Source organism: Nibrella saemangeumensis (assembly GCF_039541915.1).
In the GTDB taxonomy this organism is placed as follows: Bacteria; Bacteroidota; Bacteroidia; order Cytophagales; family Spirosomataceae; genus Nibrella; species Nibrella saemangeumensis.
In genome coordinates this window covers 57,946-73,101 of sequence record NZ_BAABHD010000072.1, presented here as the reverse complement: position 1 = coordinate 73,101, position 15,156 = coordinate 57,946, and the positions used below count along the sequence as shown (strand labels likewise).

Annotated in this window: 16 protein-coding genes; 2 read left to right on the top strand and 14 right to left on the bottom strand. The window is 47.9% G+C overall.

Annotated features, from left to right (window positions below; genetic code table 11):
- Positions 1-90 precede the first annotated feature (90 nt).
- On the bottom strand, positions 91-1,104 hold the full coding sequence (locus ABD949_RS20475) for a hypothetical protein (RefSeq protein ID WP_345246473.1): 1,014 nt from the start codon (positions 1,102-1,104) through the stop codon (positions 91-93).
- Positions 1,105-1,252: 148 nt separating this feature from the next.
- On the opposite strand from ABD949_RS20475, the gene ABD949_RS20470 reads away from it, so the two are divergent.
- Positions 1,253-2,041: a response regulator transcription factor gene (locus tag ABD949_RS20470; RefSeq protein ID WP_345246471.1), complete on the top strand. Its 789-nt coding sequence runs from the start codon at positions 1,253-1,255 to the stop codon at positions 2,039-2,041.
- Positions 2,042-2,449: 408 nt separating this feature from the next.
- Here the strand turns inward: ABD949_RS20470 and traN are convergent, their stop codons facing one another.
- From traN to ABD949_RS20405, 13 genes are all read right to left on the bottom strand, one after another.
- Entirely contained in the window at positions 2,450-3,376 is a 927-nt protein-coding gene (gene traN, locus ABD949_RS20465) for a conjugative transposon protein TraN (RefSeq protein ID WP_345246469.1), read from the bottom strand.
- Positions 3,377-3,411: 35 nt separating this feature from the next.
- Positions 3,412-4,584 (bottom strand): conjugative transposon protein TraM, encoded by a 1,173-nt coding sequence (gene traM / locus ABD949_RS20460; RefSeq protein ID WP_345246467.1) that lies wholly within the window; start codon positions 4,582-4,584, stop codon positions 3,412-3,414.
- Positions 4,553-4,951, bottom strand: a complete 399-nt coding sequence (locus ABD949_RS20455) for a hypothetical protein (protein ID WP_345246465.1) — start codon at positions 4,949-4,951, stop codon at positions 4,553-4,555. Before ABD949_RS20455 ends, traM begins: the two co-directional genes overlap by 32 nt.
- Before the next feature lie 4 nt (positions 4,952-4,955).
- On the bottom strand, positions 4,956-5,627 hold the full coding sequence (gene traK / locus ABD949_RS20450) for a conjugative transposon protein TraK (RefSeq protein WP_345246463.1): 672 nt from the start codon (positions 5,625-5,627) through the stop codon (positions 4,956-4,958).
- A 13-nt stretch (positions 5,628-5,640) separates the two neighbouring features.
- The gene (locus tag ABD949_RS20445) at positions 5,641-6,705 is read right to left on the bottom strand and encodes a TraJ family protein (RefSeq protein WP_345246461.1); all 1,065 of its coding nucleotides are present in this window, start codon (positions 6,703-6,705) and stop codon (positions 5,641-5,643) included.
- 19 nt (positions 6,706-6,724) lie between these two features.
- Positions 6,725-7,591, bottom strand: coding sequence for a hypothetical protein (locus tag ABD949_RS20440; protein ID WP_345246459.1), 867 nt, complete (start codon positions 7,589-7,591; stop codon positions 6,725-6,727).
- Positions 7,588-8,604, bottom strand: coding sequence for a hypothetical protein (locus ABD949_RS20435; protein WP_345246457.1), 1,017 nt, complete (start codon positions 8,602-8,604; stop codon positions 7,588-7,590). Before ABD949_RS20435 ends, ABD949_RS20440 begins: the two co-directional genes overlap by 4 nt.
- Positions 8,605-8,642: 38 nt before the next feature.
- Entirely contained in the window at positions 8,643-11,162 is a 2,520-nt protein-coding gene (locus ABD949_RS20430) for a TraG family conjugative transposon ATPase (RefSeq protein WP_345246455.1), read from the bottom strand.
- Between the two features lie 11 nt (positions 11,163-11,173).
- A complete protein-coding gene (locus ABD949_RS20425; RefSeq protein ID WP_345246453.1) occupies positions 11,174-11,479 on the bottom strand; it encodes a DUF4133 domain-containing protein in 306 nt (101 codons plus the stop codon).
- A 20-nt stretch (positions 11,480-11,499) separates the two neighbouring features.
- Positions 11,500-11,832, bottom strand: a complete 333-nt coding sequence (locus ABD949_RS20420; protein WP_345246451.1) for a DUF4134 domain-containing protein — start codon at positions 11,830-11,832, stop codon at positions 11,500-11,502.
- Positions 11,833-12,096: 264 nt separating this feature from the next.
- On the bottom strand, positions 12,097-12,747 hold the full coding sequence (locus ABD949_RS20415) for a hypothetical protein (protein WP_345246449.1): 651 nt from the start codon (positions 12,745-12,747) through the stop codon (positions 12,097-12,099).
- Between the two features lie 4 nt (positions 12,748-12,751).
- The gene (locus tag ABD949_RS20410) at positions 12,752-13,276 is read right to left on the bottom strand and encodes a DUF3408 domain-containing protein (RefSeq protein ID WP_345246447.1); all 525 of its coding nucleotides are present in this window, start codon (positions 13,274-13,276) and stop codon (positions 12,752-12,754) included.
- A gap of 12 nt (positions 13,277-13,288) precedes the next feature.
- Entirely contained in the window at positions 13,289-14,023 is a 735-nt protein-coding gene (locus ABD949_RS20405; RefSeq protein ID WP_345246445.1) for a ParA family protein, read from the bottom strand.
- A gap of 588 nt (positions 14,024-14,611) precedes the next feature.
- On the opposite strand from ABD949_RS20405, the gene ABD949_RS20400 reads away from it, so the two are divergent.
- A complete protein-coding gene (locus tag ABD949_RS20400) occupies positions 14,612-15,151 on the top strand; it encodes a hypothetical protein (protein ID WP_345246443.1) in 540 nt (179 codons plus the stop codon).
- Positions 15,152-15,156: the final 5 nt, after the last annotated feature.

Below are 15,156 nucleotides of genomic sequence, written 5' to 3'. Positions count from 1 at the left end.
GAATCAGTCAAGTCGGAGGGGTACATCTTTGGTCGGATTAACCCTCAAGATAGGCTGATTTCCGCTTTTTCTAACCCCAGCGCTCCATTTTTAAACACGTTCTAACTGCTCAGTCTCTTGATTGAATTCCGCTATTTCGACACTTATGCGCTCTCTCCTAATTTCATTTCCAACCTTTATAGCATCTGCAATTGTGATAATAGTTTCTGCTCCAGTTTGAATCAATTGTTGTGTCGCTTGTGTTTGTGCCTGCTGAGAAATAATCTGTGACTGAGTATTACTAAATTCACTTAAAAGCTTCTGACGTAAAGCCGGGTCAGACGACGAATTCGCAATTCTGACCTGTTGTTCAGATACAGCTCGGTTGATTGGGTCTTGGTCTTTTGCTCGGTCTAAGATTTGGTTGGATAATTGATTGGACCTCTGATGATTTTCATATTGCTGACGCTCTGCTTCTTGTTGGCGTTCAATGGTTTCCTGCCGCTGTTGTTCTAAGCGTTTTTGTTCTTCTATCTCGGTTTGAGCATTTGCCTTACTGGAAGGAATGTTACCTAACCTTTGCGAGTCATCAGCACTAATTATAGTTCCTTGCTGCCTAGAAAGCGAAGTGACATTATTTCTTTGTTCTGAATTTTTAATGTTTTCTTGTTCGTGCTGACGTGCCTGTTGCTCGTTTTGACGCTGAGATTCAACATCTAAGTTCTTAGTACTTACTCTGATACGAACATTTGCTATATGTTCATTCTTGTATATTTCATTCAGTGCATATCCTATTCTATCTCCTTTATAAACATCATCCGGCCACAGACAATCGTTATCTGTGGCGATACCTCCTCCGGATTGACTCTCATTAGGCTTGATTCTAAATATACAATTCTTTTTTTTAATTATCTCACGACCAGTATTTGTAGTGACGATAGTAGTCATAGTAACTTCTAACTTACTCGAAGTCTTGTTAAGTACCCGGTAACTCACTCTATCAAATTCTTTACCTAGGGTAATCTTGGAGTAAATGTCAATGTTTGAGGTGCTGACTGTTAACGATTGACTTACTGATAAACTACTGATAAACAGCAGGGTTGTGAAAATTAAAGTGGTTTTCATGGCCTTTGTTTTTTACAAAATTCGGCCACTTCGGCTACCAAAGTCAATCGCTCGAAAGAGGTATTTTTACGTATGATAAATACAGAACAACACTATTTTAGCAATCAGCTTGGTTTTGTAAATTTGGTTGTGCGTATACTTGAAACATATGAAGAAATTGCTACAGCCAACATTTATGTCCTTTTTACAGGGACTGACCGATGATGAGCTTAACCAAATTACAACAAGCCCAATTGACTCTCACGAGTCACTATTTTCGGAACTTTTGGCTAAATATGCAAGCCAAGTTATTTATATCCTAGATTATACAAATAAAGAGTATACAACCTTTACAGAAAACTGCCTTAATTTATCAGGCCATCCATCAGCTGCATTTCTCGAAGGAGGTCTGGAGTTTACGCTATCAAGGTGGCATCCTAATGATTTGTTTTATTTTAACCAACATATTTTCTCTGAAAATTTTAAACTCTTCATGTCAGTGCCACCAAATGAGCTAAGCAGCTACAGGGTGAGTTATAACTATCGATTCAAACGACCTAACGGTCAGTGGACTGATTGTTTACAGCAGAGTACAATCATTAATGCTGCTCCTACAGGCTTACCACTAGCCACTTTCGGTACTGTTTCCGACATCACCGCTTTCAATGCAGATGGACGCATCTCCCATCGAATTGAGCGTCTCCTAGAGAACGGAATCTGGGAGACCTTCTACTGTAAGAACTACTTTCCAAATGTAGATGAGGATAAACTTCTCAGTAAGGCAGAGATAGAAGTACTAAAATGGATAATTGAAGGGTATAGCAGTCAAGCCATTGCCGATAAACTACACCGTAGCTTGCACACTGTGAAAACCCATCGTAAGCACATGCTTGAAAAGACAAATGCAAAGAACACGGCAGAACTCTTACGTTTTGCTATCAAGAACGGCTTAGTATAACATACTTCTGAACATATAGGCTTCATTAAGATACTTTGCATCAAGTATTCTAAATATATAGGAGTCGGACTGGCCCGAAAATAGACGTTTTAAAGATCGGTGGTAGTTCTGGTTCTATTTATTAGCATATGAAAAATTTTATAATCTCCTATTGGCTGTCAATACGTATACCACTGATGTTGAGGTAGGTGAATTTCTTGAAGGTAGCTCATCAGCCACGACCAACCATACAGATCTAGCCAAACAACTAAACCGGTAATCCAAATAAATACAGCGCCAATCAGTAACCAGCTATAAACTAACTTTCTCCTGGTAGAATGCTTAAGTCCTATCTTGATAAACGGCTGCCCGTACCTCACACCCTTGACAGGTGTGAGGTAAACGGGGTGCTCAAATTTTCTCATGGGTTTACAGCGTATCAGCATTCATGATGTCTTTTCCGCTGACCAGAAAGGATAGCGTTCGGCTTCCGTTCTTTTCGTTGATGAGCACTTGCAGCGCTTTGTCGTTGGGAATGGTAAATCGCTGGAATGCATACACCTTTTCTACTCTGTTTTTGCCGGTCACCTTGCGTAACGGTTCATTGTACACATATAGCGGAGTAACCTCAATCGTCTGATTCGATGCTTCCTTTGCTACCTTCTTATCGACGATGAAAAACCGGACGAAACTCAGTTCGTAAGGCAGGTTGGATTTATTCGCCAGGGCTACTTTGTAGTAAAGCACATTGTCCTTAACGTAAATACCACGCAACGAGGCCTCCATTTTGCCGTCTTCGGTCCCCGCCAGTTTAGCCCACCGCTTTTGGCGCATGACTTGGTCACACTGGTAGACAATATCGTTCTGAGAAGCATCCACTCCCTCAAACTGGATGGTACCTTCTTTCCGGGCGGTTGCGTGTAGCTCCTCCCCTGCCAGATTCATGGCCAGCACATCTGGAAACTCGTTGTAGGAAGCAATAAAACTGTAAAACTTACCGTCGGCCGTAATCACGCTGAAATTGGTTTCGTTGAAGCCCATCTGGTTGGCTTTGACCCGAAGTACGTTTTCTACCTCGCTGGCCTTGTCGGCGATAATGGCCCGGCTGCCCAGGTCCACCGACCGGATTGGGCTGGGAAAAATCAGACAAGTCGTTTTATTAAACGCCAGCTCAACAAAGCTGGACTGGATTCTGGTGCTGGCATCTGGCGTCCGCTTTGCACTATACGGGCGTTGTAGTAGTCGGTTGGCCATTGCCAAAGGGCCGAGCTGACTAGTGTCTTTTAGTATCTGCGCTGTGGCCGGCAGGTGGAGGGACAGTATGCCCCCCATCAGGTAAATACCTAACTTGTTCATAATTGAAGAATCTTGGATGTCTGGAGAAAATTCGGCTACCGCAGCAGCACGTAATAGTCGTCTTTCAAATGGGCTTTGCGCAGATTGGCTTTGCGGGAAAAGAAAGATCGCAGGCCATTGATGCCGGCGTTAGCCGCCGATGCACCAGCCACTGCAGCCGCGTTGGTGCCCATCACCGGGGTCTGGATGTTGATACCCGTTGCCGCCTGCGCAGCGGCCCGTCGCGACTCCTGCACCGCCAGAATGTTTGGCACGTAAATTCCGGAAATGCCATCCATGTCGTACACCGTCAGGCGAATGGGATATACTCGGTTTTCATACTGGATACTGGTGATGTGAACATTCACCCGCTCGGTGCTGAACTGGCCAAGGCCATACACCAATGTGCCAGCCGGAATAACCGTACCCCGTACGTTAATCGCTTCCAGCAGACGGAGGCCAATGCGTCCGCCGTTGATGATGGTCTGATCCTGGTGGATCACCGCCCGGAGCGTTCCCGAGGTCGAATCATTGCGGGCCTGCTGCTGCCGGCGTACCCGGTCCGAATGCAAACCATAAAAGTCATTGCCCCGACCAGGCATTGGATTATCCAGGCTGGAGACTACCGGTACATCAACAACCTTCTGGGGCTTCATCATTTGTTCTGCCTGTTGGACCTTTTTCAATTCCTTATCCCGGCGGTATTCTTCCAGTAATACCAGCAGTCGTTTTCGCTCCGCTAGCTGCTTTTGCAAGTCAGCCGGCTGGGCACCTTCCTCTTCTTCCTCATCAAGCTCCTGTTTACCTGTTTGGTTGCGGGCATTTCCTTTATCGTTGGACTTTGTCGTGTAGACCGCATCTAGCTCCGCCATCTCCGGATCGTCGGCTTTGGCTTTCTTCTGGTAGAGGTACGGGTTAATTGTTTCCGGTACGGGTGACTGCAAGCCCGATTGTTTATTTTGGACTGCCGGATCAATCCCCGGCATGGCCATCGGATCTACTTCGCTTTGCAACTCCAGTTTACTGGTGGCCTGCGTCGTGTCGATCATGGCCGTAGGTACGGTAGCGTTGATGGCGTTCTCTCCCTCTGCCGCCGTTGGTTTACCGGCCTGCGAAACCATCTGGTATATGGTAACGAAGGCAATCAGCAGAAAGGCGGCAACGGCGTACAGGAATCGTTTGTCGGAGAATAACTCCTTAATCTTTCGTTTTTCCCGGTTGTGCTCCATGGTTGTTTTTATCTCCTTTTTCGACTTGATGTGTGTTGTTTGACCGGACGGTTCTAATTGGCCGGTTGTGGGTCAGGGCTGTAGACCTGGTGTGGTCCAGGTGATGCACCTGACCGGCCTGAACCAGGTTCCATTGATGCGAGAAAGCCAGGCTGAGCGCCCACAGCATAAGCAACAGACAGAGCGCAATTCCAAGCTGTTGCTTGCGTGTGGATATCGGCTGCCGTTCCCATTTCCTTACCCTGGCAATAGCAAATCGTCCGATGGTCCATTTACAGTGTAAATACCAGCGATACTGCATACGCAGGGCCCAGGCATGGGGTGGCTTTTCTGCTGGCCGGAGCGCGAAACGTTCAATCGTTTTCATGGCTTTATCGTTTATTCAGATAAGCGTACGCTTTGTTTCCCTCCCGTTCAATGGTTTCCAGGTCCTGATTATCCAGTACCTTAAAGCGCTCGATCATAAAGCCGTGACTGTTGTTTACACTACGCTGCGTTTCCAGCAGGTAACAGTGTGTAATCAGCCGGCGGATGGTTACTGAGTTGGCCCGGATCAGAATCTGCCGGGCGTACGTCTTGGCGTAGAACGGCGACTGATTGTAGTGGATCTGTACGCTGTCGACTTCTACTTTCTGAATGACATTACCCTGAATAAGCTGGGTAAAGTAACCTTTTTCCTTCAGGTCTTTGTAAAGCCGCACAACCGACTGATCACCCAGGTAAGAAGCCTCCCGGATATGGGCGTTAATCTGGTTCTCATTGGGGTCCAGTTCAAAAAACAGCTTATGAAACGTTTTGATATGGTCCTCAGCTTCGGCCGGCCGGTTCTCGTTCATTTCCTGCGACAGCGTAAGCAGAAACGATTTACCACGGTCGAGGGCGTAGATGTTCTGCCGGCTAACATCTACCTGTCGGATGCACCAGTACAGCACCACCGAACAGAATAGCAGACTCCCCAAAACAGTGCCGAATGCCAGCCACCGAACCATCTGAAAACTCGTTTCCAGATTGGTGAGGTATCGAAAATTGGTCGGATTCTTCATGTCATTTTTCAGATTACACCTTGTTTACCGGCTGCGGCCGTTGCGCCGGCGTTGTTGCTGACGGTGTAGGATATACGTAGATCGGTGGAGCCACTGATCCCCGTGCCGCGCCAAACCCACTGCCGAGGGCTGTACCTACTGCTCCACCCATTACACCCATGGCTGCCGTCGCCGGCGCGGTAAACGGACGCGATAAGTTACCGATGGCATTACCGACTCCCGTCGACTCCAGAATCCAGGTCGACACCAGCGGCACCAGCAGATAGCCGGCCGTTCCGATGATGTAAAAAAGGATTTCCATAAAATCGGTAGCGGTAAAGGTTTCGGCAGTAGCGGCCTGGATCTGGGCAATGTCGGATTGAAGCATAATGATATGCACCTCTTCAATGATGCCCCCGAAGATGTTGGCCACCGGTATCCACAACAGGATATGGATAAACCGGGCGAACCAGGCTCCCAGAGAACCATAGAACCACTCAAAGCAGCTTAGTCCAATGGTGATGGGGCCGCAGATGGCCATAATAATTAGAAAGTACGTCGCAATGATCTTTATTCCCAGGGTAACTGCGTCGAACAGCACTCGCGTGACGGACTTAAGCAGTTCATCAATCCAGGTGCTGATCAGAAACGATACCCCCGAGCGCTGCACCGAATTGTCGACGGAGAAAAGCCGCCCGAAAAAGTCTTTCCCCAACTCCCAGTAGCTTAGTTCACCGTCGGCCGTGTAGACGCCGGCTATTTCCTTCATCTTTTGCTTCAGGAGTTCATCTTTCTTTTGGTTCAACTGAATTACCTGTGTTTCTTTACTGGCTACGACCTGTTCGGTGGCCAGCGCCAGCCCATTGCCAATGGTTACCATGGCGTCGACGATATAGGTATAACAAAGCAGGCACAAGGCCAGCGAAAAAGGCCGGAGGAGCGGAAACACATCAATAGGTTCGTTTCTGGCCAGATGCCCCCAGATGCGGTAAAAAACATAAAAGACAGCACCCAGGAAGCCAATGGAGCGGCCGAAGTCGATGAGCATTCCGAAGTCGCCCCGCATGCCCTGGTACAAATTATCCAATGCTTGTTCCATACGTTCAGAGAAGTTGTCGTTAATACCGCTTCAGGCCCAGGCTGCGGGCCTGCGACTGAATAATGCGCTTTTTGATTTTCTGATTAATACCGGCCGACAACTCCCCCTGCATGCGCTGAATAGAGTTGTTGCGCATACGGCTTTCGCGGTACGTGTTGCGGTACAGCCGAATGCGTTCGTACGGGGAAAGAAATGCCGTTTTTGATTCACGGTCGGCCAGCTTCAGCTTAACTTCCAGTGATTTGGGATCACCCAGCAAACCGCCGGCGGTGGCCAGCGCGTAGTAGCCCAGGTCTTCGTCCTGTGTGTAGGCGTCAAACTCTTCGCGTATCAATTGTTGGCGCGGACCACCACCCGTAAACACCTCGCCGGCCACACCCACGAAACTGCCGTAGAGATCTTTCATGTCCTGCTGCGCCAGTGATTTCCGTTTACTTTGCGCCAGCATCGGGTGCAGCTCGTTCATCGATTTGCGAAACTGAGTCTTGACCTTCAGATCCTGGTATCGAATCTTCTGAATCTTCGTTTGCCCGTCTTTCCATACCTCCCGGAGCTTGGCAATTTCCTTCGACAGCTTTTCGGCTTTCTTCTCGTAGTAGGTAGCCATAATCTTCTCGGCCGCCGGCGCAAGTACGGCCGCATCCGCTACCGCTTTGATCAGCTCATCCAAAACCTTTTCCGTTAGAATCGCTCCGTAATCAACACCCGGATCAAGAACTCCCTGCATCAGGTCGGTCTCCGTATTACCTAGCAACTCTTCGATGGCTAACCGCAACGTAAACTCGTCTTTGGGGCCTTTTTTCAATTGACTGGCGTCCGGAATCTGGCACCAGGCCGGTACGCTCGCCAGGATTAGGAGGCACCCGGATACTAACTTCTGAATCATTCCCATATCGTTTTATAGGTGGAGACGTTGCGGTTTAATTTGGTGCCCTCCCGGTAGAGGGATTTGGTCAGCCGGTTTTGCATGAGCTGCTTTCGACGAGCCGTGGCGGCTTTGGCGATTTCGGCATTGTAGGCCTTCAGGCTTTTTACGCGGGTGAACAAATCCTCCTCTACCATATCGAGTACGTTGATGCGTTCCCCCTCCGACATCCATACCGCCGTTTGTGACAGGTTACAGGCGGTTTTTACCTCAGCCGCCAGGTCATCTGTAAACGATAGTGTAGACAGAATTTTGCCGTACTGCTGCTGTTCAGCCGGGGTAAACACGCCGGAGTTCAACAGCTTCTGGCCGCCTTCCTCCTGCATGGATACCATCTGAAACTTCTTTTTCAGCTCCTTTTTCTCGTAGTAGCTGACGAAGTTTTCCGACAGCTCAGTATGCGCTTTTTTCCAGGCGTAGTCTACCTTATAATTCTGATATTCAATCTTTTGGTGCTTACTCATGCCATCTTTAACCATCTTCCGCAGCCGGGCTACTTCCGAAATCGGCGAGATGTTAAGCAGCGAGCCCAAGGCCTGCTGGGCTAATTGCTCAATCTCGTCTTTAATGCCGTTCATGAGGTCGTTTTCCAACTCGCCCAGAATCTGTTCGACCTCCTCCGTAATTTCATCTTTAACCCCACTCCAGCCCCGTTGAATTAGAGCTGGACCATAATTAGGAAACAGTTGACTGACGAGGCCCTCGGTGTAAGACGCGAGCACCTCGCCTAATTTCGCGGAAGGCACCTGCATGGGTGATTGACCGGGAAAAGTCACCTCCATCAGCTTCCCTCCGCTGCCTTTTACTTCCCGCACAAACGGCACTTGTGGATTCTGCGGCTGTGCGGGATCATCGGTGGTATCCGATGCCATGACCGCTTTCGTCGGTACCCAGCCGGAAGCAGCCATCGCACCGGATGTGATACAGCCAAGCAGCAGGGCAATGCCCACCTGCCTGAGAAAATGTCTTCTCATAATTCACTTGAGGGAATAAAATGTAGAAAATCCGTTGCCTATAATCCGCGCTCTTCCGCGACGATCTCTTTGATCGCTAACTCGTAGTTGATGTCTGCCCCGGCATCGCGTTGCTGCTGCACTTTCTGCTGTACGTTGAGCTTTTCGCGCTGTTCGGTGGTGAAAGCATAATACTCTTCGCGTGATACTTCGACACCGTACACTTTGCTATGCTGACCGCCCCAGGATACAAACACCTCTTTGTAGAGCCTGCCCGGATCATTGTCCCGGTTGAGGCTCAGGCATAAATCTTTCTCCTTTTTAGTCAGCGCCAGCAACTCCTGCACAATCCCGAATTTGTTCTGGTACTTACGCTGATCCAGCAGGATTTTGGTGTCTGCGTTATTGATGATACTGTCCTTGACAATCTTGTTGCCGATAATATCATCCACCTCCTGCGTAACAATCCAGGCTTCGCCAAAGAACTTTCGAACCGTCTTGTAGAGATACCGGATGTATTCGGCCATCTCATCCTTCATAATGGCTTTCCAGGCTTCTTCAATCAGGATGATCTTACGAATCCCCATCAGCTTGCGCATCTTAGCGATAAAGACATCCATGATGATGATGGTGACCACCGGAAATAGGATTGGATGATCTTTGATATTGTCGAGTTCAAAGATGACCAGGCGGTCGTGGAGCAAATCCAGATTGGTCCGGCTGTTGAGCAGGTAATCGTATTCACCCCCTTTGTAGAAGGACCGAAGCACGTACATAAAGTTCTCCAGGTCAAAGTGTTTTTCCCTGACTTTATGTTCATCGAGATACCGGACGAAACCATTCTGAAGGTACTCGTAAAAGGAATCGAAACCAGGAAAAATGTCCTCATGGTGAGCCAGATACTGGTAATACCCGTCAATAGCTGCGGCTAAGGCGGTATCTTCGGTGCGAGTCTGCTGCTGTTCCGGTCGCTTCCAGAGCGTCTGGAGCAGTGTCTTCAGGGCTTCTTTCTTTTCGATATCCGGCTGAGCGCGTCCCTCAATCACAAAGGGATTAAAAGAAATCGGATTCGCGGGATCGTAGGTCAGGTACTTTCCGCCCAGCATCTCACATAAACTGCTGTAGCTATGCCCCACATCGACGATTACGATATGGCTGTCCTGGGCGTGATAGCTCCGAACTGCATGGTTGGTAAAGAATGACTTACCCGAACCCGACGGACCAATGATGAATTTGTTCCGGTTCGTAATCCAGCCTTTTTTCATGGGCTCATCAGAGAAATCCACGTTTATCGGTTTACCGCTCAATCGTTCAGTCAGTTTGATACCTGATGTGGCCAGCGAGGTTTCATCGTTCGTCTCCTGGTTAAACAGGCAAACCGCCTGGGGTGTAAACGTCCAGTACCGGTCCTCCTTCGGCAGATCGGCCGCGTTACCGGGAATACCCGCCCAGAATAACGCCATCGCATCAAGGCTGTTTTCCCGGGGCCGGGCACCCATTTTGGCAATAGCCGAACTTACCAGATTGCGCAATACCGGCAGTTTACTTTTCTCCTCCGTCCAGACCTGTACATTGAAATGTGCGTGAATAGGATTCCATCCGTATTGCGAAGCTTCCGTCAGGTACTCATTGATGAGCATGGCGTTCACTTCATTGGCTTTGCCGAACGACGCCAGGGAGCGCATCTGAGTGGCCCGCTGTTCCAGTTCCGGAGTCGATACATGCTTATCGTCTTTAAACACATACTGATTATAGATGTGATTGCAAGGCAACATAAGTCCTACCGGAGCGGCAAAACAGACCGACACCGTTGAGTTTTCCGAAGAGTACGCATCCACCCGGTTATGGGTTAGTACCCAATCGGGCATATCATCCACATCGGAGATGGTGTAAAACTTGGCGAACTTCCCTCCTATCCGTAAACAATCATCACGTTCTATATCCGCCAGTGTCACAACTTCTTCCTGAAGTGACAAACTGTAGTAGCGTTCCAACAGCCCCTGCGAGATGGCAGTACTAACGATGTCATTCGTGGTAAGGCGCTGTAGCCGGAGCAGGCGGGTGCTCTCCAGAATTGCCTTACATTGTTCGACCGCATTCAGAAAATCATCTAGCTTTTTGGCATCGGCTACCTCTTTCGATACCAACCTGGTCCTTGCCAGCGTAATGGCTTCGGCACTGACCGATCGGCGTTCCGGATGTGTTTTCGTCAGGAACAGAAAACATCTGTGGTTGAGGTAAGGCCGTTCGTTAAAGTGCCGCTCTGAGGTTTTGTCCAGAAAGGCATTTACTGTTACCTTCGGTTGGTACTTCTCTTCGACAAACCAATCCTGCTTATGCACGATGGTGTGCGGTGGCAGTACACCTATAGCTTTAGACCAGGCTTCAACCAGTTCCCGGTATTCACCCATTTCGACGCGGCTGTCACCCTCGCCGTCCCATTGCACGTTTAGCGTATAAATTTCGGGTAGGATAACCTCGAAACTTACAGTGATATCGCCCCACTTGGAAAAAATCAGATCGTCCTGAACCGCGCCAATGGGGAACAGGTCTTTAATGTCCCTCGTTTTTACTTGCATATAGAGCGCTTTTAAGAGCGGGTCGGGCTGTTCAGCCGGCGAAAGACATAAGCTGAGCGCACATAGATTACACTAGGTTGTCGGGTACGGCTCAGGTGCTTGCTCAATCCTCGTTCACCAAAGCGTTTGGAGAGCCGCACCAATTGACCATACAGGAAGACGAGCACGAAAAAATAAGCACCAAAGATGTAGCCAGATGAAATGCCGGTGACCACCATGATGATGACACCCAGCAGCAGTAAGCCAACGGCGGCACCCGCCAGCAGAAGCAGAAAATTCATACCCCGAATACCCAGAACCTCTGGTGGTCGGTCCACGCCTTTATTCACCCGGTACATTATGGATTGAAGACCGCTTTTATGACCAGCAGGACAAGACCGGCAAAGATAAGGGCACCAAACCAACTGGCCGCTGCTTTCCGGGTGTCCGGATCTCCGTTACTCCATTTGGAATACACCTGGATACCGCCAACCACACCGACAATGGCACAAATGGCATACATCAAATTTCCAACCGTTTCCCAGGCTCCGGTTATTTCTTTAGTGGCCTCATCCAGCCCCTTTTTAGCGGCACCCGAACCGGTCTGCGCCAGGCATTCTGAAGCATTGGCCAATACCAGGTAACTGAGGAGGATAGCTCCCCCAGCCACTTGAACAATTCGCTTTTTCATGAATGATTTAAACGATAGAAGGTGATTGAAAATAAGGACATCACATTATCCTTAATCCAAAACTAATGCAGAATACATATAAAATCAATACTTATAACTGTAAAAAATTATTTACACCACTTTATTTATTATGTCTTGCGAATATTACATGGCTGCTTTTAAGCTGATAATAAGATAGTTGTCTTTGACGTAAAATAGACACTTTGAGCAAACAAAAAAGCCAGACGATGACGCCTGGCTTTAATACATGAATGGAATGTATGTTTACCGTTCTTTACTTCCTTTCGGGTTGGGAACTTCATCTTGTTCATCCCAAAGCTGGTCGAACGTCGCCGAGAGCTGCGCAACATCGAAGAACGTTCCTTTTTTGAGGGTGGCCTCTACCGATTCGTCGACCATGGCACCCTTTGGGTTTAACTGTTTCAACATGCGCTGAATCCGTTTGGCCTGCTCCGCCGATAGCGTTGGCTCTTCAACCTGTTTAACGACTTCGGTAAGCTGGTTCAGGTTTTCGGAGTATTGCACCAAGTCAAAACCTTCATCGGCCGCGTCACCGATTTCCCCCAGGGGCAGATCTTCTTCCAGCATGATCAAGTCTGACTCGCCTTCTCCCTCATCCTCGTCGATGGCAAAGTTCGTTGTTTGTGAAATCTGCCAGGCTTCTCCCCTATTCTCCTCATCGGACTGTTGATCGTTCTGCTGCTTTTGGGCGGCTTCCTCCCGAAGTTTTTGGAGCAGTCCTTTCCAATCGGTTTTCGAGCCACCGAGCATCTTATACGTGGCACGGGCTCCTGACTGAGGCTGCGTACGAAGGTTGGCCGGTGCAATGCTCCAGAGAGGTAGCCTTAATAGGTACCAGGCGTAGCCTACCAGGCAAACCCCGGCCAACAACAGGATTTCCAACGGGGAGAGCATATCGTTAGATTTTAAACTCTAATTGAATTAACTCTTCTTTGATCGCTTTCAGGTTGGTTTCATTTTCACGGATGTGATTTTCCACGATGTTCTCGAGGACCTCCATGATTGATACCTTATTCCCTGTCTGATCCGCATACCTGACGAGTAATGTAATCAGTGCGTGGGTATTCTTTGAAATCGCTATTTGTTTCGATGACCGGACGAACCGGGGGTTCTTCTTTAGGAAGGTCTGGGCGTATTTGTCCAGCTTCTTTTTTTCCTTCTCGTCCAGGGTAGATGCATGTGATTCCGGAGCAGCGCTTGCCTGGGTATCCGCAGGTGCCTTTTTGTCCTCATTATTTTTGGGGGTCTCCTCCCCTTTCTTGACATTCGTTGGTGCTGGCTGCGATTCAGGCTGAACCGTTTCTGCCGGAGCGGCAACAGGCTCTTCCTTTTTGATGGAACTGAGGTAGTCGCGTATTGAGCCGGACCCAATGCCCCGGCTGACCATTGTCGTTATATCATCGGCTGCTTTATTCTTTGCCATGGTCGGTTTGGATTACAGGTTTGCGGGTGCAGTTTTCAGGACATTCTTTTTAGGGACTTTCTTTGTCTCAAACAGCAGCGTACTGATCTCGTCAGCCACTGGCTTGATCGATACCTCAGGAATTAATGTAGAACGTTGATTCTTCCAGAGGACAGAGTGCTTCACCCGATTGTGGAGGACCGTTACAAAACCTGCTTCCTGTATCTGGGCGTTTATGGTAGTGTAGATATTCTGACGCTCGCGCTCCATGTATTTATTCCACAGCATAAACATCTTAATCTTAGTTTTGCCCTCCTGAAGCTGGTCGTAAACCGCATTGAGCGTTTGCAATCCGGATACAAAGGTGAATTTATCTGCCTCCATCGGCAGAATGCCATAATCCAGACGATTAACTACGTCCATGTAGCCAGGTGTATTAACAGTACCCGGGAGGTCGATAAACACAATCTCATCCCCTCCCTCCTTGCGAAAGTGATCAATGAACAAGGCCAGGTCGCTCAGGCTTGCCTCCAGCACGGGATAAGGTTCAACGCCCTGCGCTTCGACTGATTTCCGGAATGCTTCGTTCTGTTCTGCTTTAGCCATTTCCAATTCACGCTCGTGAAAGAAGTTGTGCTGCGGGTGGTCGCCATCAATGACGATTACTTTACGTTTTTCGACCACGGCAAAATGAGTGGCTAGTACCATCGTCAGGGTGGTTTTGCCAACCCCCCCCTTCTGGCTGAAAATGGATATAAAAGTTGCCATGCTGAATGGTTTTGATTCGATAGCCGAAATGTACTCAACTTTTTTTCATCTGTCAATCCATACGTCCATTTATTGATGTGTTTATTTATTGATTGATGTATCCATGTATCAATTCTCTCATACATTTATCCATCAATAAATGTATAAATCCATTTATAAATTGATAAGTTTACAGATGGATTAGTTGATAAGTCAATTGATAAACGAATAAATGCGTTGACTCGACAATTTGTTGACCCGTTGATAATAAATTAGTTTATGGGTTTAATCGCTGATGTATTGACTAATTGATAGCCGCACCCATTTACCCGTCCACGTATTGACTGGTATATGCGTTGACGAATGAACCGATTGACGAGTTGATGAGTCCATCCGTTGAAAACTGAGGCTGTTTGTATTCAACGGGTAAACCGATCAACTAATTAACACATTGACGGGTTGAATCTGGTTTTCAAATTAGACCAGAGTAAGACCTGCTAAATCCACTGCCAACACCATTCAATCTATCAACGAGTTTACTGATTGACGCATTGAACGAAAGTAACTTGAGTATTGCATGATAATTTTAAGAAAAGCAAGATGTGTTTTATGTATACAAAAAACGGGTATATCTTGCCGCTACAAAATATAAAAGGCTTTCGTGTTTACATGAATCAGAAGAAAGAGACAAAGCCGATAAGTCGTAAAAATGGTGGGCGGCCGCGAAAAGAGCAGAAAGACCCCGTTGCCCAGTACATAAACTTGCGACTTACAGAAAAAGAGGCTAATCAATTTAAAAGTCTCCATGAGGCAGAGACAGCCGGAAGAAAGGTATCCCTGCAGGAATACGTAAAAGAAAAGGTCCTAAAACCGGCAGATCACGATAAAAGCCAACAGGAGGCACGGCATTTAGGACTTGCAAGTTTGATTCAGTTGGGCGAAATCAGACGGCTACTCGACACAATCGGAAATCAATTCATTGAATTAGAAGTAAGAATTAAGGGTCATAAACCGGTTGAAGCGAGGAGAGAAGCCCAGCTAGCAGAGGGCGAGGCTTTACCAGAAAATGAGGATTTAAAGGAACAATTACAGAGGGCTTTCTACCAAATAAAGGTATGGTTGTACGGGTTACCACCGGAAAAAGTGTAGCCGGC